The organism is Arthrobacter sp. UNCCL28 (assembly GCF_900102805.1).
GTDB lineage: Bacteria > Actinomycetota > Actinomycetes > Actinomycetales > Micrococcaceae > Arthrobacter > Arthrobacter nicotinovorans_A.
The window spans coordinates 218,295-240,820 of the sequence record NZ_FMWE01000007.1 but is presented as its reverse complement, the minus strand read 5'-3'; the positions used below and the strand labels follow the sequence as shown (position 1 = coordinate 240,820).

20 protein-coding genes and 1 pseudogene are annotated in these 22,526 nt (G+C 63.4%); 9 read left to right on the top strand and 12 right to left on the bottom strand.

The genetic code is table 11. The features are described 5' to 3' along the window. Together BLQ01_RS18330 and BLQ01_RS18325 are read left to right on the top strand one after the other, a co-directional pair. Positions 1 to 366, top strand: a pseudogene (locus BLQ01_RS18330) (signal peptidase I); the annotation flags it as partial. Then, complete coding sequence (locus tag BLQ01_RS18325) at positions 359 to 796, top strand: Hpt domain-containing protein (protein ID WP_254779527.1); 438 nt, start codon at positions 359 to 361, stop codon at positions 794 to 796. The pseudogene BLQ01_RS18330 and the gene BLQ01_RS18325, both read left to right, overlap by 8 nt. 18 nt (positions 797 to 814) lie before the next feature. Here BLQ01_RS18325 and BLQ01_RS18320 read toward each other — a convergent pair whose 3' ends face one another. Next, positions 815 to 2,083, bottom strand: coding sequence for an MFS transporter (locus tag BLQ01_RS18320; protein ID WP_091553391.1), 1,269 nt, complete (start codon positions 2,081 to 2,083; stop codon positions 815 to 817). A 174-nt stretch (positions 2,084 to 2,257) separates the two neighbouring features. On the opposite strand from BLQ01_RS18320, the gene BLQ01_RS18315 reads away from it, so the two are divergent. Then, positions 2,258 to 2,998: an IclR family transcriptional regulator gene (locus tag BLQ01_RS18315; protein WP_091553389.1), complete on the top strand. Its 741-nt coding sequence runs from the start codon at positions 2,258 to 2,260 to the stop codon at positions 2,996 to 2,998. Between the two features lie 117 nt (positions 2,999 to 3,115). Next, positions 3,116 to 4,303 carry a 4-hydroxybenzoate 3-monooxygenase gene (locus BLQ01_RS18310; RefSeq protein ID WP_091553387.1) on the top strand — a complete coding sequence of 396 codons (1,188 nt, stop codon included), beginning with the start codon at positions 3,116 to 3,118 and terminating at the stop codon, positions 4,301 to 4,303. A 267-nt stretch (positions 4,304 to 4,570) separates the two neighbouring features. Here the strand turns inward: BLQ01_RS18310 and BLQ01_RS18300 are convergent, their stop codons facing one another. Further along, positions 4,571 to 6,538, bottom strand: a complete 1,968-nt coding sequence (locus BLQ01_RS18300; protein ID WP_091553384.1) for an HNH endonuclease signature motif containing protein — start codon at positions 6,536 to 6,538, stop codon at positions 4,571 to 4,573. Positions 6,539 to 6,657: 119 nt separating this feature from the next. Between BLQ01_RS18300 and BLQ01_RS18295 the strand changes: the two genes are divergently transcribed. Beyond that, a complete protein-coding gene (locus BLQ01_RS18295; RefSeq protein WP_026548552.1) occupies positions 6,658 to 7,083 on the top strand; it encodes a VOC family protein in 426 nt (141 codons plus the stop codon). An 81-nt stretch (positions 7,084 to 7,164) separates the two neighbouring features. Here BLQ01_RS18295 and BLQ01_RS18290 read toward each other — a convergent pair whose 3' ends face one another. From BLQ01_RS18290 to BLQ01_RS18280, 3 genes are all read right to left on the bottom strand, one after another. Beyond that, positions 7,165 to 7,788 (bottom strand): hypothetical protein, encoded by a 624-nt coding sequence (locus tag BLQ01_RS18290; protein ID WP_091553383.1) that lies wholly within the window; start codon positions 7,786 to 7,788, stop codon positions 7,165 to 7,167. 230 nt (positions 7,789 to 8,018) lie between these two features. Further along, entirely contained in the window at positions 8,019 to 8,873 is an 855-nt protein-coding gene (locus BLQ01_RS18285; protein ID WP_091553380.1) for a class II glutamine amidotransferase, read from the bottom strand. Between the two features lie 21 nt (positions 8,874 to 8,894). Beyond that, entirely contained in the window at positions 8,895 to 10,295 is a 1,401-nt protein-coding gene (locus BLQ01_RS18280; RefSeq protein ID WP_026548549.1) for a glutamate decarboxylase, read from the bottom strand. A gap of 133 nt (positions 10,296 to 10,428) precedes the next feature. Here BLQ01_RS18280 and BLQ01_RS22220 point away from each other — a divergent pair, with 133 nt between their 5' ends. Next, positions 10,429 to 11,199 (top strand): IclR family transcriptional regulator, encoded by a 771-nt coding sequence (locus BLQ01_RS22220; protein ID WP_175493482.1) that lies wholly within the window; start codon positions 10,429 to 10,431, stop codon positions 11,197 to 11,199. 54 nt (positions 11,200 to 11,253) lie between these two features. On the opposite strand, the gene BLQ01_RS18265 is transcribed toward BLQ01_RS22220, so the two are convergent. From BLQ01_RS18265 to BLQ01_RS18240, 6 genes are read right to left on the bottom strand one after another with little or no spacing between them, the layout of a single operon-like run. Next, a complete protein-coding gene (locus BLQ01_RS18265; RefSeq protein WP_091553375.1) occupies positions 11,254 to 12,225 on the bottom strand; it encodes a sugar kinase in 972 nt (323 codons plus the stop codon). Next, entirely contained in the window at positions 12,222 to 12,923 is a 702-nt protein-coding gene (locus tag BLQ01_RS18260) for a bifunctional 4-hydroxy-2-oxoglutarate aldolase/2-dehydro-3-deoxy-phosphogluconate aldolase (protein ID WP_091553373.1), read from the bottom strand. The genes BLQ01_RS18265 and BLQ01_RS18260 overlap by 4 nt, the downstream gene beginning before the upstream one ends. Continuing rightward, positions 12,920 to 13,780: an SDR family oxidoreductase gene (locus BLQ01_RS18255; protein WP_091553370.1), complete on the bottom strand. Its 861-nt coding sequence runs from the start codon at positions 13,778 to 13,780 to the stop codon at positions 12,920 to 12,922. The genes BLQ01_RS18260 and BLQ01_RS18255 overlap by 4 nt, the downstream gene beginning before the upstream one ends. Further along, entirely contained in the window at positions 13,777 to 14,865 is a 1,089-nt protein-coding gene (locus BLQ01_RS18250; RefSeq protein WP_091553368.1) for a zinc-dependent alcohol dehydrogenase, read from the bottom strand. The genes BLQ01_RS18255 and BLQ01_RS18250 overlap by 4 nt, the downstream gene beginning before the upstream one ends. Then, positions 14,862 to 15,860: a C-terminal binding protein gene (locus BLQ01_RS18245; protein ID WP_091553366.1), complete on the bottom strand. Its 999-nt coding sequence runs from the start codon at positions 15,858 to 15,860 to the stop codon at positions 14,862 to 14,864. Before BLQ01_RS18245 ends, BLQ01_RS18250 begins: the two co-directional genes overlap by 4 nt. Further along, positions 15,860 to 17,212: an MFS transporter gene (locus BLQ01_RS18240; RefSeq protein WP_217638396.1), complete on the bottom strand. Its 1,353-nt coding sequence runs from the start codon at positions 17,210 to 17,212 to the stop codon at positions 15,860 to 15,862. The genes BLQ01_RS18245 and BLQ01_RS18240 overlap by 1 nt, the downstream gene beginning before the upstream one ends. 364 nt (positions 17,213 to 17,576) lie before the next feature. On the opposite strand from BLQ01_RS18240, the gene BLQ01_RS18235 reads away from it, so the two are divergent. Continuing rightward, positions 17,577 to 18,452 carry a DUF2382 domain-containing protein gene (locus BLQ01_RS18235; RefSeq protein ID WP_091553363.1) on the top strand — a complete coding sequence of 292 codons (876 nt, stop codon included), beginning with the start codon at positions 17,577 to 17,579 and terminating at the stop codon, positions 18,450 to 18,452. A gap of 313 nt (positions 18,453 to 18,765) precedes the next feature. On the opposite strand, the gene BLQ01_RS18225 is transcribed toward BLQ01_RS18235, so the two are convergent. Next, a complete protein-coding gene (locus BLQ01_RS18225) occupies positions 18,766 to 20,625 on the bottom strand; it encodes a glycoside hydrolase family 15 protein (RefSeq protein WP_091553362.1) in 1,860 nt (619 codons plus the stop codon). A gap of 401 nt (positions 20,626 to 21,026) precedes the next feature. Between BLQ01_RS18225 and BLQ01_RS18215 the strand changes: the two genes are divergently transcribed. After that, positions 21,027 to 21,923, top strand: coding sequence for an SDR family oxidoreductase (locus BLQ01_RS18215; protein ID WP_026543093.1), 897 nt, complete (start codon positions 21,027 to 21,029; stop codon positions 21,921 to 21,923). A 195-nt stretch (positions 21,924 to 22,118) separates the two neighbouring features. Beyond that, on the top strand, positions 22,119 to 22,349 hold the full coding sequence (locus tag BLQ01_RS18210; RefSeq protein WP_026543092.1) for a DUF6458 family protein: 231 nt from the start codon (positions 22,119 to 22,121) through the stop codon (positions 22,347 to 22,349). Positions 22,350 to 22,526 lie beyond the last annotated feature (177 nt).

Genomic DNA, 22,526 nt, shown 5'->3' with positions numbered 1-22,526 from the left:
AAAGTAGGCGACGTCATCACCTACCACATCCCGGTCGAAGACCAACGCGTGGAAACCCACCGCATCACCGAAATCACCCCCACCGCCGACGGCGGCACAGCAGTCCAAACCAAAGGCGACGCCAACAACGGCATCGACCCCTGGATCGCCACCCTCCAAGGAACCACCGTGGACAAACACGTCGCCACCATCCCCGGCGTCGGCAACGCCATCCGCACCCTGCGCCAACCCATCGTCATGAACATCCTGATGTACGGCGCACCCAGCATCCTGGTCATCGGAATGCTCGCCTCCATCTGGACCAAAAACCCCACCAAGACAGCACCGGAAGGTGCTGCAGAGCCCAAGGCAGCAAGTAGTGAGTGACCTGACGGGGAGACACGGTGAACAGGGCCGGACGTCGTCGGAATCTCTCCTGGAGACCTGCAAATTGCAAGCTTTGGCTGAGGAATTGGGCGACTCCGCGCCGGCCGTCAGTTTCCTCTCCACATACCTGAGCATGCTGCCCGGCAGGATCCTCAGAATTTCCAACGGACTGTGCCTGCATGATGCCGATGCCAGCATGGACGCGGTGCTGAGCCTTAAGATTTCCTCCGCCATGGTGGGGGCTGTGGAGACAGAAAACCAGTGCCGTGCCATTGAGTCGATGATCCGTGACGATCACTTTGATTCAGCGGTTCTGGCACTCCCGGCCCTTCAGAACTCCACGGACCACTGCTTCGCGGCAGGTCCGAAATTGCTCGTGAAGGTGCAGGAGTCTTTGTGCAAAGGTCCTGGGAACTTGAGCCGGGGGTAATCCCCGGGATGAGAGGGGCTAGTGGCGGGCCGGTACGGAGTTGTCGGCGGCCTTGATTTCATGCGGCACCAGGAAGAGTGCTGCCACCGCGAGCAGGCCGGCGGCAGCAAACACATAGAAACCTGCAGGGTAGGCGATGTTCGCGGCCACCAGTGTCCCCGTCACTGCCGGACCAACGATTGCTCCCAACCTGCCGACTCCTGCCGCGAAGCCCAAGGCAGTCCCTCGGAGCCTTGCAGGAAACAGTTGGCTGACCCAGGCATACACCAGCACTTGGGAGCTGAAGACGAAGACCCCTGTTACGAAGACGGCGGTGTTGAGCAGGAATTCGTTCTGGATCTTCACGCTGAGGATGGCCAGCAGTACAGCCGACAACCCGAACCACACCAGCACGATCTTCTTGGTCCCATGCTTGTCGGCCAGGAATCCGGCGAGGAAAAGTCCGGCGACTGCGCCCACATTCAGGACCAACAACAGCGTCAGGCCGGTGCTCACGGGATACCCGGCAGCGGCCATCAGTTGCGGCAACCACGTATTGAGCCCGTAGACCAGCAGAAGCCCCATGAACGATGCGATGCCAATGCCGACCGCCACCAGTGGATAGGGCTTCTGCAAGAGGTCGCGGAAACCGGTCTTTGGCTTGGGGCCCGCTGAATGTTCGACGGCGGCTGCTGCCTTCGGGTCCGCGTCCGCCTTGGCGGGAGCTGCTTCCGGGAGCGATTCCGGCAGCTTGGCCCACAGGAAGGGCAACAGTACAAGCCCAGCCACGCCGCCGATGATGAACATGAGCCGCCAATTGGGAACAATAAAGATGGCCAGCAGGGCAGTTGCTACAGCACCGACGTGGTAGCCGGTCATGGTGCGGGTTGTTGATTTTCCTGCCGAGCCCGCCGGGGCGTAGTCGTTCATGTAGGCCAAGGCCGCCGGAAGGCATGCGCCCAATCCCAGGCCGGCGAGCAACCGGAGCAGGGAGAACACGGCAACATTCGGCGCGAAGGCGACGCCGATGGTGAACACCGAGAAGCCGGCCACACAGGCGATCAGGAGCTTGCGGCGCCCGAGCTTATCCGACAGCGGGGCGATAAAGAGTGCTCCAAGACCCACACCGACCAAGGAGATGGTGGCGGCGAAGGTTGCTCCAACCGCGTCGAAACCCAGCTCGCCTGTCTTGATGAGTGTGGGGATCACGGTTCCGAGGACCACGAGGTCGAAGCCGTCCAGCACCATGGCAAGCCAGCAAAGCCAAACAGGCCATTGGGAACGGCGGGCAGATGGCATCGTTGGCATAGCGTCCTCAGTACTTCTTTGTTCACTCTGGCTTGTTGTTTCCTGGCCAAAGAACGTTCGGTCGGTTATGAGAGTTGTATCACCGCGCGATGTTGCGTGGCACACGTTCTACCATTGAATGGAAGGTGTCCACCGGTGCGCTGTAGCACTGGTCGGGAAGCAAAGGAGCGCGTCGTGGCCAACTCAGCATCGGGAGATTCCGTGGTTGACCGCGTAGTGCGGGTGATCGAGGCTTTCCCGGAGGGAGTGACCTCGCTGCAATTAACCGAGCTGGCCGAACGGTCCGGGCTCCCACTGTCCTCGGCTCATCGGCTGGTCCGCCAACTCTCCGAGCACAGGCTGTTGGACCTTGGTGCTGGCGGGACGGTGCGCCTTGGCCTCCGTTTATGGGAACTGGTCAACAGGAATTCGCCCACCTTGGCCCTGCGCCAAGCCGCAATGCCCTTCATGGAGGATATCCAGCAGGTTCTGAACCAGAACGTAAACCTGGCAGTGCTCGACGGCTGGGAAGCGCTCTTCGTGGAACGGCTCTCACGGCGAGGATCGGTTGCCAACCGGGCGAAAATTGCGGGAAGGATGCCTGTCCACATCTCCTCGGCAGGACTCGCCCTGATGTCGCACCAGACCCGCGAGCTTCAGGCGGAGTACCTCGAGCAGTTCCAGGACCCTTCCGGAAAGGTGACGGCCGACGTCGTGCGTCACTTCCTGGCCGAAGCGGCCCAACAGGGGTATGCGCAACTCGCGGGCGTGGTAGATCCCGATACGTGGGGCATTGCCGTTCCGGTCATGGACGGGAAGCGTCGCACGGTAGCGGCCCTTGGTGTTGTTGTCCCGCTGGCAGAGATGCGGCTCCAGGCGCTGGTCCCCGCGCTCCAAACGGCAGCCCGCGGAATCGGACGGCGACTCGGCGAGTGATCCCGATTCCGTTCAACGGAATCAATGTAACGCCAGTCACCCGATGCGGGCCACACTGATCCCAGACTCATCCCGCTTCCGAGCAAGCCGGGATACGCAACGAAGCGAGGAACAACCATGGCACGCACACCCATCACAACCCAAGTGGCCATCATGGGCGCAGGCCCTGCAGGCCTCATGCTCTCCCATTTGCTGGCCCAACAAGGCATTGAATCGGTAGTGGTGGAAATCCGCAGCCGCAAGGACATCCAGGAAACGGTCCGCGCCGGAATCCTTGAGCACGGCACCGTAAACCTGCTGGTTGATTCCGGGGTTTCGGACCGGGTGCTGCGCGAAGGCGACCGCCACGACGGCATCGAGCTGCGCTTCAACGGTGAGAGCCATCGCATCAATTTCAAGGAACTCGTGGGCGAATCCGTCTGGTTGTACCCGCAAACTGACGTGTTCATGGATCTCGCCGCAAAGCGGGAGGCCGACGGCGGCGACGTCCGGTACAGCGTCACGGACACCACAGTTCACGACCTTGAAGGGAAACCGAAGGTTTGGTTCACGGACGAGGACGGCCAGGAATTCGAGATCCAGGCGGACTTCCTCGTGGGTGCCGACGGATCCCGCAGCCACTGCCGCTTCCAGATCCCGGAAGCCAACCGCAAGTGGTACTTTCACGAATACCCATTCGCGTGGTTCGGGATCCTCGCCGAGGCCCCCCGCAGTGCCGATGAACTGATCTACGCCAACTCCGAAAACGGCTTTGCCCTGATCAGCCAGCGCACCGAAACCGTGCAGCGCATGTATTTCCAGTGCGACCCCAAGGAAAACGTGGCTGACTGGGACGACGAGCGCATCTGGACTGAGTTCCGCAAACGCGTCAACGGCAATGGGTTCGAACTTAAGGAAGGTCCCGTCCTGGAGAAGATGGTCCTGCCCTTCCGCAGCTTCGTCCACACTCCGATGCGGCACGGCAACCTCTTCCTGGCCGGCGACGCAGCCCACACTGTTCCGCCCACGGGAGCCAAGGGACTCAACCTGGCCATCCACGACGTCAAGATGCTTTTCGAGGGCCTCGATTCCTTCTACTCCAACGGTTCCACCGCTTTGCTTGACTCTTACAGCGACCGCGCGTTGGACCGGGTGTGGAAGGCCCAGCACTTCTCATACTGGATGACGTCCATGCTGCACACGGTGCCGGGTGCCGACGACTTCGACCGGGCCCGCCAACTCGGCGAACTGCACTCCGTGGTCACGTCCGAGAATGCCAAGGCATACCTCGCGGAGTCCTACACGGGCTGGCCGGCCTCGCGCTAAGCCGGCAGTTGGGTCATCGCGCCGCGCCGCGGTGCATGCCGGCCACCATGATTCCCCGCCAGTGCCAGTGCCAGTATCAGTACCGCTAGCAGCGCCAGCGCCAGCGCCAGCGCTAGTGCCAGTATCAGTACCGCTAACAGCGCCAGCGCTAGTGCCAGTATCAGTACCGCTAACAGCGCCAGCGCTAGTGCCAGTATCAGTACCGCTAACAGCGTCAGCGCCAGTGCCGAGTGCTATTGCCGCTGCTGGTGGTTGTTCTATGGGTGTTTATGTTCGTTGGGGTGTGTGGTGGTGGTTGCGTCGGGGTTTTTGTTGGGGGTCGATGTGGGGTGGGGGGATGAACCAGGGGACGCCGGTTTTCATGTCGATCCGCCATTGTTCTTTGTGGATGAGGTGGTGGTGGTGGCTGCAGAGGAGGGTGCCGTTGTGTGTTGAGGTGGTGCCGCCGTGGGACCAGTAGGTGGTGTGGTGGGCTTCGCACCAGGGTGCTGGAATGGTGCAGTCGGGGAAGGCGCAGCCGCCGTCGCGGGCGGTGATGGCTTTGCGGATGTGGGGTGGGAAGATCCGGGTGGTGCGACCGATGTCCAGGATGCGTCCTTCGCTGCCGAGCAGGACGGGGATGATGTCGGCGTCGCAGGCTATTTTGCGGATGGTGTTGGGGTGGATGGGGCCGGCGAACGTCGCTGTGCCTGTGCCTGTGTCTGGGCTGGTGCCTGTACCCGCGCCTAAACCGGTGCTGGTGCTGGTGTGTTGGGTGAGTTGATCGAAGAGTTCGTTGTAGTCGATGGTGACGGTGAGTTGGGGTCTGAGTCCGCCGTTGGAGGGTAGTTTCGCGGTGGTCATTGCGAGGTTGCAGGCGCCGGTGAGGCCGTCCAGGAGTTTCTGCGCCCGGGAGCGCCGGTCAAGGTCAGGGCCGTCGCCGGCATCAGGGCCAGCATCAGCGCCGAAGCCAGCATCAGCACCCAAGCCCGCACTAACACCGGCGCCAGCACTAACACCGGGGCCAGCATCAGCGCCCATGACAGTGTCCACGCCCGTGGTGGTCAGGCGTGGGTTGGTGGCGGTGTTCATGGTGGTGGTGAGGGTTTCGTATTGTTCGGTGGTGGCGAAGATTTCGATGTGGTGCAGGCCGTAGCGGCGTCGGCGGCGCAGGAACGCGCCTTGGTGTTGGCGGAGGACTTCTTCGGTAGGTTCGGGTCCGTCTTGGTCGATGCGGTCGGTCCAGCGTTTGGCTATTTTGGTGACGAAGTCGGGGTCGGACTCGACTGCGGTATTGGTCAGGGCGTGTTCCATCCGGGTGATGGTGGCGTCGTCGGTGAGGTTCCGGACTTTGTCCAGGGCGCTGCTGATGATGGTCGCTGACCGGGACGGCAGTTCTCCGGTGGCCAGGGCTTCGGCCAGGATCCCGCGTCGGGCCGGGATGTCCTGGCCGGTCATGCCGGGTTGGGGGAGGACATCCGGGGCGAGGGCAAGCCTGCGCCGGGCCTCGCCGATCCCGATCCGCAACCGTGCCCGCAAGAACTCAGCCGCGTTCCGGTACCCGTCATCCAAGACACCGCCCGATCCCGCAACACCTGCCTCGGACCCTGTTTTCGCTCCGGTCTGAATGCTGCCAGCCTGAGCGCTGCTGGTTCCTGTCCAGGACTGGGAAGTTGCTGCGCCCTCAGGCCTCTGCTCCGTCACCGGGACCGGCTCGACCCAGCCCGTCCGCCATTCCGTCGCTGCCGACAACGTCCCCGGACTCGACTGCTGTGCTGCCGTCCGTGTCCGCTCCACGGCATGGGCGGCGATAACTTGGACATACTCCAGGACGCGGGCGATCTCCTCCACCCTGCCAGCGAAGTCAGCGGCTTCAGTAAACCCAAACAGCCGTGACTCATCGACTGCCATGGAACGCAAAGCATCCGCGGCGGCAGCACCTTCAAGAAGTGTTGCTTCCCATGCCGGAACATCAGTCCACGGCGACCCCGCGGGTACTTTCCCGGGCATTGGGTCCTGCACTTCTCCGCGCATGGGCGCCTCGGGCGCCGGTCTCCCAGTCGCGGGCAGCGGCTCAAGTGGCGGAAGCAGCCCGGTATTGCGGGAGGTATCCACTTGGGTGACCATCGGCGTCGGGCGTTGGCGTGCTGTAGTTCGGGTAGTCGTGTCGAAGGAGAACGGCGGAATGAGCGGGGGCGCCTCGTCGCCGCCGGGCGAACCTGCCCGTCGCTCCACGATCTGCCCTGTGTCCTCCATAAATCAAGCCTGTCACGGCAGCCCAACAGCCTGAATCCCCCATTCGCGCTATGTGGAAAACCGCACCACTACCCATGTTGTTTGAGGGAGGGAGGAGTGCGAGGACCTACCGTAGCAACATGACTGTAGAACCAAGTCCAAAACCACCCGTCCGTCAGTTGCGCCTTGTCGTGGAGGCTGATGACTACCAAGCGGCTTTGGCATTTTTCCGGGACGGCCTTGGCCTCACCGAGCAGGCTGCCTTCGAGGGGGATGGGGACGCCAGGGTCACCATTTTGGATGCGGGTCGTGCAACTTTGGAGATCGCCAACCGTGCACAGGTGCGGATGATCGACCAGGTTGAGGCCGACGGCTTGCCCAGCGCCAAGCTCCGCATCGCTTTCGAAGTGGATGATTCAGCCGCGACCACCAAAGAGCTGGTCGAAGCAGGAGGTACCTTGATTGCGGAACCCAGGGAAACCCCGTGGAAGTCGCTGAACTCCCGGCTCGAAGCACCTGAAGGGCTTCAAGTAACTGTGTTTCAGGAGCTCGAACCCCGGCAATAGCCGGACTCAACCCGGCATAGCCGGACTCAGTCGGACCCAACCGGCCTCCAACTCCCCGCCATAGCCGGACCCAAACCGGACTCAGCCACCGACGCCCGTTCGATGGTTGATGCCCGCTTGGTCGACCTTCCGGTGGAAGCGCATGCCCGCCTTTCCGCCGAGGATGGCACCGACGAGGGGGACGAGCAGGGCAATGACCAATCCGATAATGCCACTCGCTGTCATCAGGCTTCCGTCGAGGGGAATTTGGGGTGCGCCGTTGAGGTCGTCGAGGATGTTGAACCGGCTGCCCGCCACTGCTGCGAGGATCGCCACGATTATGGCGACGATAATGCCCCACAACCAGACGGCGAGCCCTTGCTTCGCTCCGTCAAAGGGCGCCATGCGACCAGCAACGTAGCCGCCGCAGTAGTAGGCCAGGAACAGGACTATGGCCAGTACGATTCCACTGGCCACGCCGAGGGATTCGGGGTTCTGCCGTGCTTGGTCCGCTGCTTGCTCGGCACCTGACGGGTTCGCCGCTCCTACGCCTACTCCTATCGCCGCAGCCAGGGCGCTGAGCAGGACGGTCATCCCAATCGCCGTAAGCCAGCCAAAGAAGGCGGAGCCCCATTTGATGCCACCAAAGCGTTCTTTTTCCGCTTGGACGACGTCGTTCCTGCGGGCTTTGGGGGTGCTTGATCCGGTGTCGTATGCGTCAGCCATGTCAGCTCCTGGTCCGGGTGCCTGAACTTTGGTACATCAAGCAAAACACCTCCTTCCAGCAGAAAGCAAGGATGCTTACTAAATTCCTGGACCGGCAAAAGAATGTCGATGCGGCAGCCCGCGAACGAGGCCAACTGCCGCTTGCTACGCCGGAAACGCGACAAGCGCACGACGGCGGAAGGTCGCCGTCGTGCGCTCGTCACCTATGGCGCGGACCGCCGCAGTTGAGGTCAGGGCTGTTGCGACGCCGCCGCGGTCGGTTCGAGGTCGGCAAGGGTGAGCAGATGACCCGGGGCTTCGGGGAACGGTGCCGTGGAGACCAGTGCCAAATCCGGCCCGACGTGAATCAGTTCGCCGGATTCCATAGGACGCCAGCCAGGATTGCCGTCCATTGGCTCCGTGGCGAAGAGGACGTGCGGGGACCGGGAGAGGTCAGTGCTGCGAGAGTGGATCCGCTTGCTCCGTGCGTCCAGTGGTGATGCTGCGGGGCCACGTTCCAGTACATACAACGGGTGGGTTTCCGGGTATCTGAGGGCCCACATGTCCGTTGCCGTGGTGAGGATGAAGTTGAGGCTGAAGACCGGCAACTCGCGGGCCACCCAAGCAATGGCCTCCGTGATGCCCGCGCCTACGTTACCCCCGGCACGGCGTGTCTCCGCTGTGATCAGCGCAAAGAGGCGTTCGCTGTCCGATTGTCCCTGCACGAGGTTGGACACGCCGAGTTCCGCAAGGCGCTGCTCGAGGTGAGGGAGGCCGTGAAGGACGCCGTTATGCGCAAACAGGCGGCCGTCCTGCTCGAAGGGATGGGTGTTGACCATGGTCAGCGCGCCCGTACTGGCATACCGCACGTGGGCCAGGAATGTGGTGCTTTTCAGGTCCCGTGCTTCGCGCGCGAAAGCGTGATCCTCCCAAGCGGCCAAGGGCTGCTTGGCTACGTGGGCCTTGCCCTCGGCGTCGAAGGTGCCGATCCCGGCGCCGTCGGGCTCCCGCTGGCTTTGCACCGAGAGGCTGTCCGGGGCGTCCAACAACCAGAAAGTGGCCCGCACGGGCCGGGGGCCGGCGTGGAGACCGAAGAGACGGCACATGGGCAACTGCCCTTCCCGGGGCTAGTGGTGGAAGCCTTCAGACTGTTTGTCCGTGGGCATTGGTGCTGTGAGGCTGTCGAGGTAGTCCACTTCCTTTTTGAGGTCGGCCAGGAAACTGGAGGCAAGATCCCGTGTGAAACCGTTGCGGACCACGATCCTCTGCACGGTCACATCACTTAGCCCGTCAGGCAGAGGGTAGGCGGGGACCAGCCAGCCGTTCATCCGCAGCCGCTCGGACAAGTGATGGAGGTTCCAATGCTTTGTGTAGCCGTCGCTGAGTTGCCAGGCAAACACCGGAATGTCGGACCCATCGCTCCACAGGGTGAAGGCGTCCATGGCTCCGATTTCATGGGAAAGGTACAGGGCCACATCGCGTGAGGTGGCTTGGACGGACCTGTAGCCGGCAAAGCCGAGACGCAGGAAAAGGTAGTACTGCAGCAAAACCTGGGCGCCGGGCCGGGAGAAGTTCAAGGCAAACGTGGGCATATCCCCGCCGAGATAGCTGACGTGGAAGATCAGGTCGTCGGGAAGGGCGGCAGCGTCCCGCCAGACCACCCACCCGAGGCCGGGATACACGAGCCCATACTTGTGGCCGGATGTGTTGATCGAAGCCACGCGGGGCAGCCGGAAGTCCCACATGATCTCCGGTTGAAGGAACGGGGCCACCATCGCTCCCGAGGCTCCGTCCACGTGGATGGGAATGTCCAGGCCGCGGCGGGCTTGAATATCATCCAACGCCTCCGAAATCAGCTGCACGGGCTCGTACTTGCCCGTATAGGTCACTCCCAGGATGGCTACGACCCCGATGGTGTTTTCGTCCACGTACTTGTCCAGATCGTGGCCATCCAGAGTGGGGTGATCGGTGGAGACCGGCACGAACCGGGGTTCGACGTCCCAGTAATTGCAGAATTTCTCCCAGCACACCTGCACTGCCGAACTGAGGATCAGATTGGGCTTCTCCGTGGATTGCCCGGCGGCCCGCCGGGCATGCTGCCATCGTCGCTTCAACGCCAGGCCGCCCAGCATGCAGGCCTCCGAGGATCCGATGGTGGAGGTTCCGATGCTCTTCTCCGGATCCGGCGCGTTCCACAGGTCTGCGAGCATCCGCCAGCACCGGGTCTCAATCAGCGCCGTTTGTGGGTACTCATCTTTGTCGATCATGTTCTTATCGAACGTTTCGGCGTAGAGCGTGGATGCTTCGGTCTCCATCCACGTACCGACGAATGTCGCCAAATTCAGGCGCGAGTTGCCGTCCAGCATGGCTTCGTCGTGGACTACCTGGTACGCCGTAGCCGGCAGCGATTCGGCTTCCGGCAGGGTAAAGCGCGGAAAGATGGTGGACTCTCCCGGCCGGCTGAACAGGGGATTAAGTTCGACGGCGGTGTCCGGCTCATGCTGTGACGTTCTGTGGGATCTGCTCATGGGGCAACTCCTTGCGGATCGTCCGCTCGTGGCGGGGGCAACTGTCCTCGGCTCACGCTACCCGGGACGGGCCAGCTTCCCAAGGCTTCCCATATATAGGGACGGGCGGCTGTTTTGTGGGAGAGTTGGAGGTATGGAACCCACCACTGCCGGAGCCCGGACCCTCGAACGAGGACTCAGCCTGATCGACTGCGTAGCGGCAGGCAACCACCGGCTTGAGGACATCACCAAAGCCGCGGGACTCAGCCGATCGGCCACCCACAGAATGCTGACCTCCTTAGTAGGAGCGAGGTATCTGAGCCAGTCGGAGGACCGCAGCTACCATCTGGGCGTGAAACTCCTGGAGCTGGGAACGCAAGCCCAGGGAAGCATTGATTTGCCCGGCACCGTGCAGCAGATCCTCTCCGATATTGCCCGCATCACCATGGACGCAACCCACTTGGGGATATTGTCCGGTGATGAAGTCATCTACCTGGCCAAGGCACGCGGGCACCGCGGCTTCGAGATGACCTCCTATCCGGGCGTTCGCCGGAAGGCCCAGACCACGGCACTGGGCAAAGTGCTGCTGGCAGAAAAAGACGACAATGCCGCGATCAAGGCCTTCGACCACACCATCACCCCTACACCGCTCTCCATCAGGACAACCGAAGACTTCCTGTCCGCATTGCACAAGGCCAGGAACAACGGCTATGCGTTGGACGATCAGGAGAACGAGCTCGGGATCACGTGTGTTGCCATTGGCATACCCGATTTGAGCGGATCCATGGCTGCTGCTGTGTCGGTCTCGGCCCCCAGCGTCCACATGAATTCAGAGCGCATCCAATCCCTGGTGGCGTTGCTGCAGAAGTTCCAGCCGGAGCTCACCAGCTGCCTTCCGCCCGGATTTGAAAGGGCCTGGATCTAGGGGTCCAGTAGGTTCGACCGCTTAATCCCGGCCCTCGGCGAATCTGCAACGCTGCTACCGCGTCACGGGTTCTGTGGTGTCGAGTAGTCCGAGTTCGTGGCGTCGTGGCATTCCTTCCCAGTCGCCGGGGACCAGGCAGGCGAAGGCACCTGTTCTGACGGCGGTGCGGAGCCGGTCTTCGATGGGGGCTCCGGCGAGGAGGTCCGCGATGTATCCGGCGACGAAGGCGTCTCCGGCGCCGACGGTGTCCACTGCGTTGATGGGTACTGCTTCTTGGCGGTATTCGGCGCCGTTGATGAGAGCTGTGCAGCCTCGGGGACCGTTTTTGATGATGACCTGCCGGGGTCCGAGGGCTGCGATTTTATGTGCGAGGCCAAGGGAATCTCCTCCCGCACCTACGGCGATGCCGGCCTCGTCGTCGCCGGCGAAAACGATGTCGGCTTGTTCAATGAAGGTGCGGAAAACCGGTCCGGCCTCGTCGTGGGTCCATAGTGCTGCACGGTAGTTCAGGTCGAAGGAGACGCTGACCCCGGCGGCCCGCGCCACGGACACCGCATACAGTGCAGCTTCAGACGCTGATTCGGAAAGGGCCGGGGTGATTCCGGTCAGGTGCAGCAGCTTCGCGTTTTGGATGGTGCGGACCGGGACGTCTTCGGGCGACAGTCTCGAGCCGGCACTTCCTGCGCGGTAGTACCAGACTTTGAGGTGCTCCAGGGTGCGGCGTTCCTTGATCATCAGGGCTGTGGGCGCGCCGGGGTCGCGGATGCCCAGCGTCGCGATGCCTTCGGCGGCTATCTCCCGCAGGACAAGGTCACCGAGGCTGTCCTGCCCTACCCGCCCGAGCCAGGTCACGCTGGTTCCCAGGCGCTTGAGCGCGATGGCAAAGTTGCTTTCGGCCCCGCCCATGCCCAGTCCCAGGGAGCCTGCGTGGGCCAGTGGCCCTGGCGTAGCGGCTTTCATCAGGGCCATGGTTTCGCCCATGGTGATCACATCGGTAGGGACCGACGCCTCGGTGAGAGCACTCATTTCGCCGCCCTCGCTTCGACGGCTTCGGCGACGAGCCGGCTGAGCTTTTCTGCCCTTGCGGTCAGGTCTGCCAGGTTCCCGCCGGAGAAGGCGTCCCGCAGCAGAGGCCCGCCGAGGCTGACGGCCAAGGCCCCCGCGGCGATCCATGCTGGTGCGTCGTCGATCCCGATGCCGCCGGAGGGAACTATCCGCATCTGCGGGAAGGGTCCGCGGAGCTGGGCGAGGTAACCCGGCCCCACGGCCGAGGCAGGGAAGAGTTTCACGGCGGTGGCTCCTGCGTCCCAGCCTGCGAGTAGTTCGGTGGGGGTCAGGCCGCCCGGGAGCACCGGGATGCCGCGTTCGACGGCGGCGCTCACCACTGCGGTGACGATCGCCGGGGTGACCAGGTAGTCCGCTCCGCCGTCGAGGGCTTGCCGGGCTTGGTCCGCCGTGGTGATGGTACCGACGCCGATTTCTGCGTCCGTGCCGAAGCGTTCCTTGAGCCGGGGCAGTTCCTGGAATACCCCATCGGTGCTGAGGGTCAGCTCGATGGAGCGCACTCCTCCGCGGATGAGGGCTTCGATCACGGGGGCGTATTCGCGGGCGTGGCGGGCCCGCATGACGGCCACCACTGGGTTGGCTGTCAGGACGGACGAAGGCGCCGGCCGTTGGACGTTGCTTCGGGTGCGGGCATTGGTCAGGGGTTGGGGGTTGTTCATCGGGCCAGCCACCCGCCGTCGACCGGGAGGACCACGCCGTGGATGTAGTCCGCGGCCGGGGATGCCAGGAACGCCACAGCCCCGGCGAGATCGTTCCCTGTGCCCCATCTCGCGGCCGGGATCCGGTTGGAGATCTGCTCGTGCCGGGCGGAGTCGGCCAGCAATGCTTCGTTCATGTCCGTGGCGATGTAGCCCGGGGCGACGGCGTTGACGTTCACCCCATGTGGGGCCCACTCGTTGCACAGGGCTTTGGTCAGTTGGGCTACTGCTCCCTTGGATGCCGCATAGGCCGGGACCCGCAGTCCCCCTTGGAAGCTCAGCAGGGAGGCCAGGTTGATGATCTTGCCGTGTCCGCGCTCCACCATCGCGGTGCCGAAGCCCTGACAGAGCTGGAACACGGCCCGGGTATTGATGTTCATGACCGTGTCGAAGTCTTCGAGCGGGAACTCCACGGAGTCGTGGCGGATCTGCGTGCCGGCGTTATTGACCAGGATGTCGATCCGGTGCCTGCCCAACGTGGTGTCAATCGCTTGGGCGATGGAGTCCTGGCTGGACAAGTCGACCGCTACCGCTTCGGCCCAAACACCGGCTTTCGCAGCGGCGCCGGCCAATTCCGGGGCGAGCGGACCGCGCTGGAGCGCAACAATGTTCGCACCCGCCCGGACCAGGCCCAAGGCGATGCCCAGCCCGATGCCCCGGGAAGCCCCGGTGATGGCCGCCGTCGAGCCCGTCAGGTCAAAAACCGAACCATCCAGGTCAAAAGACGCTTCCGACGCCGGCCCGGAACCCGCTGCGGTGCCCGCCGCGGCGTCCGCTGCGGCGCCCGGTGTGGTGTTTGTTGTGTGTGTGTCAGTCATGGTTTTTCCTTGCCGTTCGTCGCTGCCGTAGCCGCTGGTGTTGCGGGGCCGACGAGTACTTTGAGGACCGCTCCGGCGGTCATGGCCTGGGTGAACGCGGCCGCGGTTTCTTCCAGGGGGAAGACCTGCACGGGGATGCGTCCAAGCCCGAGGACGCCGGCTTCGATGAGTTTCACGGCTTGTTCGACGTCGGCGCGGGTGTAAACGCGGACTCCCACCACCGTGTTCTCCGCGAAGGTCAAAGCCTGCAGATCCACCTCCACCGGTTTTTTGTAGACGCCCACCAGAACGATGGTGCCCAGGACGCGGACGGCTTTGGGCAGGAGCGCCGCTACGGAGGGGTGGGCTGCTGAATCGAAGACGATGTCCGCGCCGTCCCCGCCGGTTGCCTCCATGACGGCATCGATTGGTTCCATGCCGGACGGAACAGTGTCGAAGCCCAGTTCCCCGGCCACCTTGCGGCGTTCTTCGGAGGGTTCGGAAATCAGCACGCTGCCGGCACCTTCATGCCGGGCAACAAGGGCGGTCAGGATGCCGATGGGGCCGGCACCGAAAACCACCACCCGCTCACCGCCCCGGAGCCCGGACCGGGTAACGGCATGCACCGCCACGGCCAACGGCTCAGCCAATGCAGCCTCGTGCAGCGGAACAGCAGAGCTGATCGGGATCAGGGTTTCCGCGGGCAAAGCCACGTACTCGGCCAAGGACCCGGCGACGTCAATCCCATACAGCTTCAGGTTCCGGCACACATGCGTGTTCCCCTTCCGGCACGGATGGCATTTCCCGCAGTGAATCAGTGGCTCCACTGTCACCCGCGTTCCCGCCGCCGGGCCCGACGCCGCGGCAACTTCGACGATTCCGGTGATTTCATGACCCATCACCACGGGAGCTTCGGCGCGGGGGTGGCTTCCGTGGAGGATGGAGAAGTCCGTCCCGCAAATCCCGGTCAGTTCCGATTTGACCAAGGCCCAGCCCTCGGGCACCTCGGGGAGGGGCACGTTCCGGTACTCGATGGTGTCCGGGCCCGTCCACACTGCTGCGCGCATGGTGGTGACTGCTGTTCCTGCGATGGTTTCGGTGCTCATCGGGCCACGCTCCCCAACAGCACCTCACCGTTGAGGATGTTCCGCGGCGTCCGGCCGGCACAGACCTCCACCACGTTCTCCACCGTGCGCCGCTTCAGCTCGGCATACGACTCCTCCGAATACCAGGCCGCATGCGGCGTGAGGACCGCATTTTCCAGTTCCAGCAAGGCACTGGTACGCGGCAACGGCTCCACCTCAAAAACGTCCAGGCCGGCGGCTTGCAGGCGCCCGTCCTTCAATGCCGCGGCTACTGCGTCCGTGTCCACCACGCCTCCGCGGCAGGTATTAACCAGCACAGCCCCCGGCTTCACCCGGTCCAGGACATCAGCGTTGATCAGGTGATGTGTGTGCTGGTTCAGCGGCACATGCAAGGAAATCACGTCAGCACGGGCAACAAGATCCTCGAAGCTGACCACCGTGATCCCGTCCGCGGTGACAGACCCCGGGGCCAGCAGGGGATCGGAGCCAATGACTTGGTACCCCAGCCCTTTCGCTTTCCGGCCCGTGGCTGCACCAATCAAACCCAGGCCCACCACCCCGAACACCCGCCCGCTGATCCGGTGCAACGGCTGCACCGGACCCAGCGAATAGTCCCCGCGCCGCACACCACGATCCAGCTGGGCGATTCCCCGGGCCAGGCTCACAGCCAAAGCAATCGCGTGATCACTGACGTCTTCGGTGCCGTAATCGGGGACATTGCAGACCGCGACGCCGCGCGCAGTGGCGGCTTCGACGTCGAGCGTGTCAACGCCGACGCCGTAGCGGCCGATCGCTTTCAGCCCCGGCAGGGCGTCCAAAACCTTAGCGGTGATGGGTGCGTACTGGACAACGATTGCGTCTGCCCCGGCCGCGGCAGCGATCACCTCTTCCTCCGTGTGGCACTGGGCCAAAATCAGCTCCACGCCGGCATCCCGGGCAACCGCCCGCTCGATGTCAATTGAGTCGTGGTCGCAATCGGTGATGACTATTTTGGTGGGGGTAGCGGGGTTCTGCATTACTTGGCGTCCTCTTCAAGGAGAAGGTCGCGATCGACCGTCTCCGGGGATTTGATGGTGGTGAACAAACTGATGCCCATGATGGCCATCATGTAGATGGCAACCGGGACCCAGGATCCGCTGAAGGCCGTGACCAGTGCGGAGCAGATCAGCGGGGCGATCCCGCCGCCGAAAACGGAGGAGAATTCCCGGCCAAGTGCCACGCCGGCGTAGCGGTAGCGTGCGCCGAAGAGTTCAGGGAAGTATGCAGCCTGGACGCCTACGGATCCCTGGGCGGCAAAAATGAAGCCCAGGACAATGACCAGCGAGATCAGGAACAGGTTGCCCGTACTGATCAGCAGGAACGCGGGGATGGGGAAAACGAACAGGAAGGTGGTTACCACCAGGTACATGGAACGCCGGCCAAACTTGTCCGAAAGGTTGCCGAAGACGTACGCGGACACGCAGGCGAACAAGGCACCCACCAGCAGGACCTTGGGAACGAACGTTGCGTCGATCTTGAGCTGGCTTATGAGGTACGAGCCCAGGAACACCTGGAAGAGGTAGGAGTGGGCGTTGGCACCTACGTTCATGAAGAACACGCGGAAGAGATTGGTACGGCCGTTTTTGACCACATCGGCTACGGGGGTGTCCCGCTTCCCGATGGCGCCTTCCTCCTGGAGTTCCTGGAATACGGGGGATTCCTTGAGTCTGCGGCGGATGACGTAAGCAGCGATCGTTACGAAGATCGATGAGAAAAAGACCAGCCGCCATCCGAAGGATTCCAGGGCTTCCTTGGGCATCATCTGCACGAGGATCCAGACCACCGCTCCAAGCGCGGTTCCGGCGGCTGCCCCCACGAAGACCAGGGAGGCGTACTTGCCACGTTGGCCCTTGGGCGCGGTCTCAGCAATGAGGACCACGCCCCCGGCCTGCTCAGCTCCGGCTCCGAAGCCCTGCAGGAAGCGGCAAGCCACCAGGAGCGCCGGCGCCCATAGCCCGGCTTGCTCATAAGTGGGCAACAGTCCTATGGCGAATGTGGCAATGCCCATCAGGAAGAGGGTGGCCACCAATACCCATTTCCGGCCCAGGCGATCGCCGTACTTGGAGAAGAAGAGCCCGCCCAGGGGCCGCGCTCCAAAGCCGACGGCGTAGGCGCCGAATGCGGCGAGGATGCCGATGGCGGGGTCGACGTTGGGGAAGAAGATCGTGTTGAAAATGATCGCGGATGCGGTTCCGTAGATCACAAAGTCGTACTGCTCCAGGGCCGTGCCGATCAGGCCGGCCCATGCGGCCCGGCGGACGTTTTTCACTTCTGGCGGGGTGCCGGTACCTTGCCGGCCGGCATTCTGAACAACGCTGTTCTTAGTCAATCTTCTCTCCAAGCGGGTGGTGGCTGCGGCCACGAGTGGGGATGTCTTTCAGATATTCCGATTATCGGGATGACATCCCGAAAACCGCTGGAGATAAATGTAATGCATCACCGGGCGTGAAGAAAGCGATTTCTGAAAAGACTCAAGAAAAGCGCTCGACGGCGGCAGGTCGCCGTCGAGCGCTTTCTGCTTCGTCATCCGCAGATGAGGGCTTGCCAGCAAACACTAAGCATGCTTACTTTATTGATGTTCCTTAAAGCCGGCAGGTTGAAAACGTTCCCTGTTCCGGCGACCGGAAACCATGCCTGGTGATGCAGCCCGCTCGGCAATCCACAGTAAGAGAACCGCATTCCAAGGAGACATCATGCTCGCGAGGGAAAACATCGACCGTCTAATGGGCCTCAATGGGAACGTCCGCACCACAGAAGGTGACAAGGTGGGCTCCATTGGCACGTTCTACACCGACGACGACACTGGCGAACCCACTTGGGTGACCGTCAAGACCGGACTTTTTGGCAGTTCGGAATCGTTCATACCGCTCCAGGACGCCGCCGTGGAAGGCGACGACGTGGTGGTTCCGTTCAGCAAGGACCACATCAAGGACGCTCCGCGCGTTGCCGAGGACGGCCACCTTGATCCGGGGGAGGAAAGCCGCCTCTACCAGCACTACAGCCTCGAGGGCGGCCGCGGGTTCAGCGGCCACGGGGAAGACGCGCGCACCAACACAACTACTGATCGCGACCCGAATTTCGCGGGCACGGTAGGCACGCGGGACCAAGTGGGCACCCAGGACACCCTCGGCACCAGGGACGCGATGGACACTGGCGGCAGCTATCGCGGCGAGGGTGGCAGGAACGACGACGACGCCATGACCCGCTCGGAAGAGAGGCTCAACGTAGGCACCGAGAAGCAGGCCGCCGGCCGGGCCCGCCTGCGCAAGTACATCACCACTGAGAACGTCACCACCACGGTCCCCGTGCAGCGCGAGGAAGTCCGCTTGGAGCGCGAGCCCATTACGGATGCGAATGCAGGGGACGCCATGTCCGGCCCGGACCTGACCGAGAGTGAGCACGAAGTCACCCTCCACGAGGAAAAGCCGGTGGTGGACAAGGAAACCGTTCCGGTGGAGCGGGTCCGCCTCGAAAAGGACACTGTGACCGATGATGTCCGGGTGGACGAGGAGGTCCGGAAGGAGCGCATCGAAACCGAGGGCACCGGAGTGGACGACACCCGCCGCTAGCGCAGGCGGAGCCCGCCCTGTGACCCAGGCGCCCTGTGACCCAGGCGCCCTGTGACCCAGGCGCCCGGACGCAGGGCGGGCCGCGCACCGCAGATTCTCCTATCGCAAAAGCACTGGCGATGGGACGATTTCCTTATGGCCGAACAAGAGAAGGACTGGCCCGATATGGCCTCCGCAGCAGCGACAGAGGACAGGGGAGACCCCACAACCCAGCAGCTCAGGACTGTGGGGCAGCGCCGTCGGGAGGCCGAACGGAAGTTGGACCTCCACTTGGAAGAAGCGCGCCACAAAGGTGAAAAGGAGTACCTGCCCGCTAGCGCAGGCGGGGATCACTCCGGAGGGTAGCGCCGCTGGAGTGCCCGGGGTGTTTGCCGTGAGCCAGCGGGGTGTCGCTCTTGTGCGCCTCTCCCTGATGCAGCTGCAGCGCGCTGTGAATGAGGGGGAAATGGCTGAAGGCCTGGGGCGTGTTGCCCAGTTGCCGCTGTGCCCGCGGGTCCCATTCCTCGCTCAGCAAACCGACGTCGTTGCGCAGCGTGAGCAGCCGCTCAAAGAGCTCGGTTGCTTCCTGGGAACGCCCGATGCCGAGCAGCGCATCCACCAGCCAGAACGAGCACGCCAGGAAGACGCCTTCATCGCCCGGCAGGCCGTCGTGCCCGGATTGGGTCCGGTAGCGCAGCACCAGGCCGTCATCGGTGAGGGCATCCTGGATGGCATCCACAGTCCCGGAAACCCGGGGGTGCTTGTGCGGAAGGAAGCCCACGCGGGGGATCAGGAGCAGGCTGGCGTCCAGTTCCTTGCTGCCGTATGCCTGCACGAATGTGTTGAGGTCCTCATCGAACCCCTTGGTCATGACGTCGTTGTGGATTTCGCTGCGGAGTGCCGCCCAGCGGTCATGCGGGCCGGGCAGCCCGGAGCTCCGCACTCCCTTGACCATGCGGTCCGCAGCCACCCAGGCCATGACCTTTGAGTGGGTGAAATGCTGCCTCGGTCCACGCATCTCCCAGAGCCCGTTGTCGGGCTGGTCCCATGCCCCTTCGAGGTACTCCATGAGGGCCACCTGGATGTCCCAGGAATTATCCACCGTACCGTCGTGAAAAGCGGCCCGGGTCAGGGACAGCCCGTCCAGGACCTCGCCCCACACATCGAGTTGCAGCTGGGGAGCTGCCGCATTTCCCGTGCGTACGGGAAGTGACCCTTCATAACCGGAAAGCCACGGGATGTCTGCCTCGGGAAGTCTCCGGGCGCCGTCGAGCCCGTACACAATCTGAAGTTCCGACGGGTCGCCGGCGATAGCGCGCAGCAGCCAGTCCCGCCACGCAGAGGCTTCTTCGGTGTACCCGGCGGCGAGCAACGATTGCAGGGTCAAGGTGGCATCGCGCAGCCAGCAGTAACGGTAGTCCCAGTTTCGCGGGCCGCCGACCTGTTCCGGCAGGGACGTGGTGGCCGCCGCCACGATGCCGCCTGTTGGCGCATAGGTGAGGGCCTTGAGGGTAATCAGGGACCGCTCCACCGGCTCCTTGTATTTGCCTGCTATCTCACTGCGGCCGATCCACTCCAGCCAGAATGATTCCGTGACGGTCAGGGCCCGGAAGGGGTCGATCCGTCGCGGTTCCCGCTCATGGCTCGGTGCCCATCGCAGCACGAACGGAACGCGCTCGCCTGCCTTGACCGTGAATTCGCTGTAAGTACGTTTGTCCCGTCCTTGGAGGGGCGCATGGGTGGTCAGATAGGCCGAGTCGGGGCCGGCTACGGCGCTGATGCCGTGCTTGCTGTGCCTGACCCATGGCACCACCCGGCCGTAGTCGAAGCGCAGGACAAGCTCCATCTGCATGGCCACTTCGCCCGAAATACCTTCCACGATCCGCACCAGGTCCACGGCGTCGTCCCGGACCGGCATGAAGTCGATGACCCGGACCGCCCCGCCGTCCACTTCCCATTCGGTCTCCAGGATCAGTGTGTCTTCGCGGTATTGGCGCCGGGTGCAGGTGGCTCCCTCGGGGATTCCTGCGGGGGCGAGGAGCCAGCGGCCGGCGTCGGGATTGTGCAGCAAGGACGCGAAGCAGGCCGGGGAGTCGAACCGTGGCAAGCACATCCAGTCAATGGATCCGCTTCGCCCCACCAAAGCAGCGGTGTTCAGGTCCCCGATAATCGCGTAGTCCTCAATCCTGGCCATGGATCAGATCCTAGTCGGCCTCACCCGCCGGACGGCTGAGGCAGTCCGGGATGCGGTCCGGACCGAACGCTGTTCGGCACCAAAGCCGGAACCAGGGTCAAGGACACGCTCGTGCGCAGCAGGGTTCCGACGCTGGGATTCGCGGCCCCCTGTTCCACGTTGATTTCATGCGGCGACTCACGCCGGCGGCTTCGGCCAGTTGATCGAGTGTCCATCCGCGGGTTTGGCGCTCTTGTTTCACCCGGGCGCCGATGGCCAGGGACAGAATGCTGGTGCTTTCATCCATTAGTGCAAAGACTGCACTGAGGGTGCACTATTGCCGTGATGGGAAATGTACCCTAGCCCGAGGCTCCCGCGGCGTGCTACCACTGACCATAGGACCAAACCCCCGAGGAGAAACCGTGGCCCAAGACCTGCCTGTCCTTGTTGTTGGTGCCACCGGGTTCCTGGGCGGCCAGGTGGTGGACGAGCTCCTCAAGCGGGGAAAGAGCGTCCGCGCCTTGGTGAGGCCCAAGTCCAATGCCGCCAAGCTCGAGGCCAAAGGTGTCGCGATCGCCCGGGGAGACATGCTTGACACCGCCTCCTTGATCGCGGCCATGACCGGTGTTTCCGCGGTCATCTCGACAGCGGCCGGATATACGAGGAACGACAAGAACGCCAAGGAAATCGACACCTTCGGCAACAGCAACCTTGCAGTCGCCGCCAAGTCTGCAGGCGTCCCCCGCTTTGTGCTGACCAGCATTGTCACCAGTGACCAGACCCCGCAGATCCCCCACTTTTGGAACAAAAAACTGGCTGAGGACAAGCTCCAGGAGCTCGGCGTTCCCTTCGTGGCGCTCCGGCCTGGCGCCTTCTTTGACCAAGCGGTGGGCATGGGTGGTGACCCTTTCGCGAAGGGGCGCTTTGTATGGCTCGGTTCCAAGGAGGCCCGGCTGACCTTTGTCCTGGCCAGTGACGTGGCCCGATACCTGGCCGAGGCCGTCGACGCCGACATCGTTGAGGGTGAGCGCATCGACATCGGCTGGAGCCGGCCCGTCAGTATCCAGGAAGCTGCAGGCATCGCCTCCCAGCGGGCCGGCAAGCCGGTCAAAGTGATGACCGTTCCCGCGGGCGCCATTGCCGGGCTGGGCAAAGTCACGGCAAAAGTCCTCCCCTTGGTGGGGGACATGGCAAGTATGGTGGCGTGGTTCGAGACCGGGAAGTACGTTGCGGACACCAGCCGCCAGGAGCAGGTCTTCGGGCCTGCGCCAACGCCGGAGGATGCGATCGGCAGGGTGGCCGCGCGTTACGGTCACTGACGGGCAGCCCGCCACTGACGGGCGCTCCCGCTGCCGACGGGCGTTTTCCCTGCTGACGGTCGCTTCCGTCGCCGACGGGCGGCCCGCCGGAAGAGTTTAAATTGCTGGCAGGAGTACCCATTCATAAGTATGCTGACTGTATAGATTCGGCCGAAGACCCCTGACCACGCGCCGAACGTATACGAGGAGCACGTTATGAGAATTGGTTCTTCCATTGCCCTGATCGCCATCGGAGCTATTCTGGCTTTCGCGCTCGCCCCCGGACTCATCCCCTTCCTGGACCAGGTCCTGGTGGGTTACATCCTGATGGTGGTCGGTGTTATCGGCCTCATCATCTCCATCGCCATGTCCAACAGGACGCGTCGCACTGTTGTTGAACGCCGAGGCGACCCCCACACCGTCGTCGAACGTCGCCCGGAGGTCTAAGCAGCCGCCGCAAAACGCAAGAAAGCGCACGACGCCGGGTGGCCGCCGTCGTGCGCTTTCTTGCGTTAAGGGGTCATTGCGTAAGTTCCGGGCCCCTTGCGTGACGGGATGGTCCGAAGGCGTCCGCTTCGGCCCGGGCTTCCTGCCGGCGAACGGCGCGTCGGGCGTTAGGCTGCT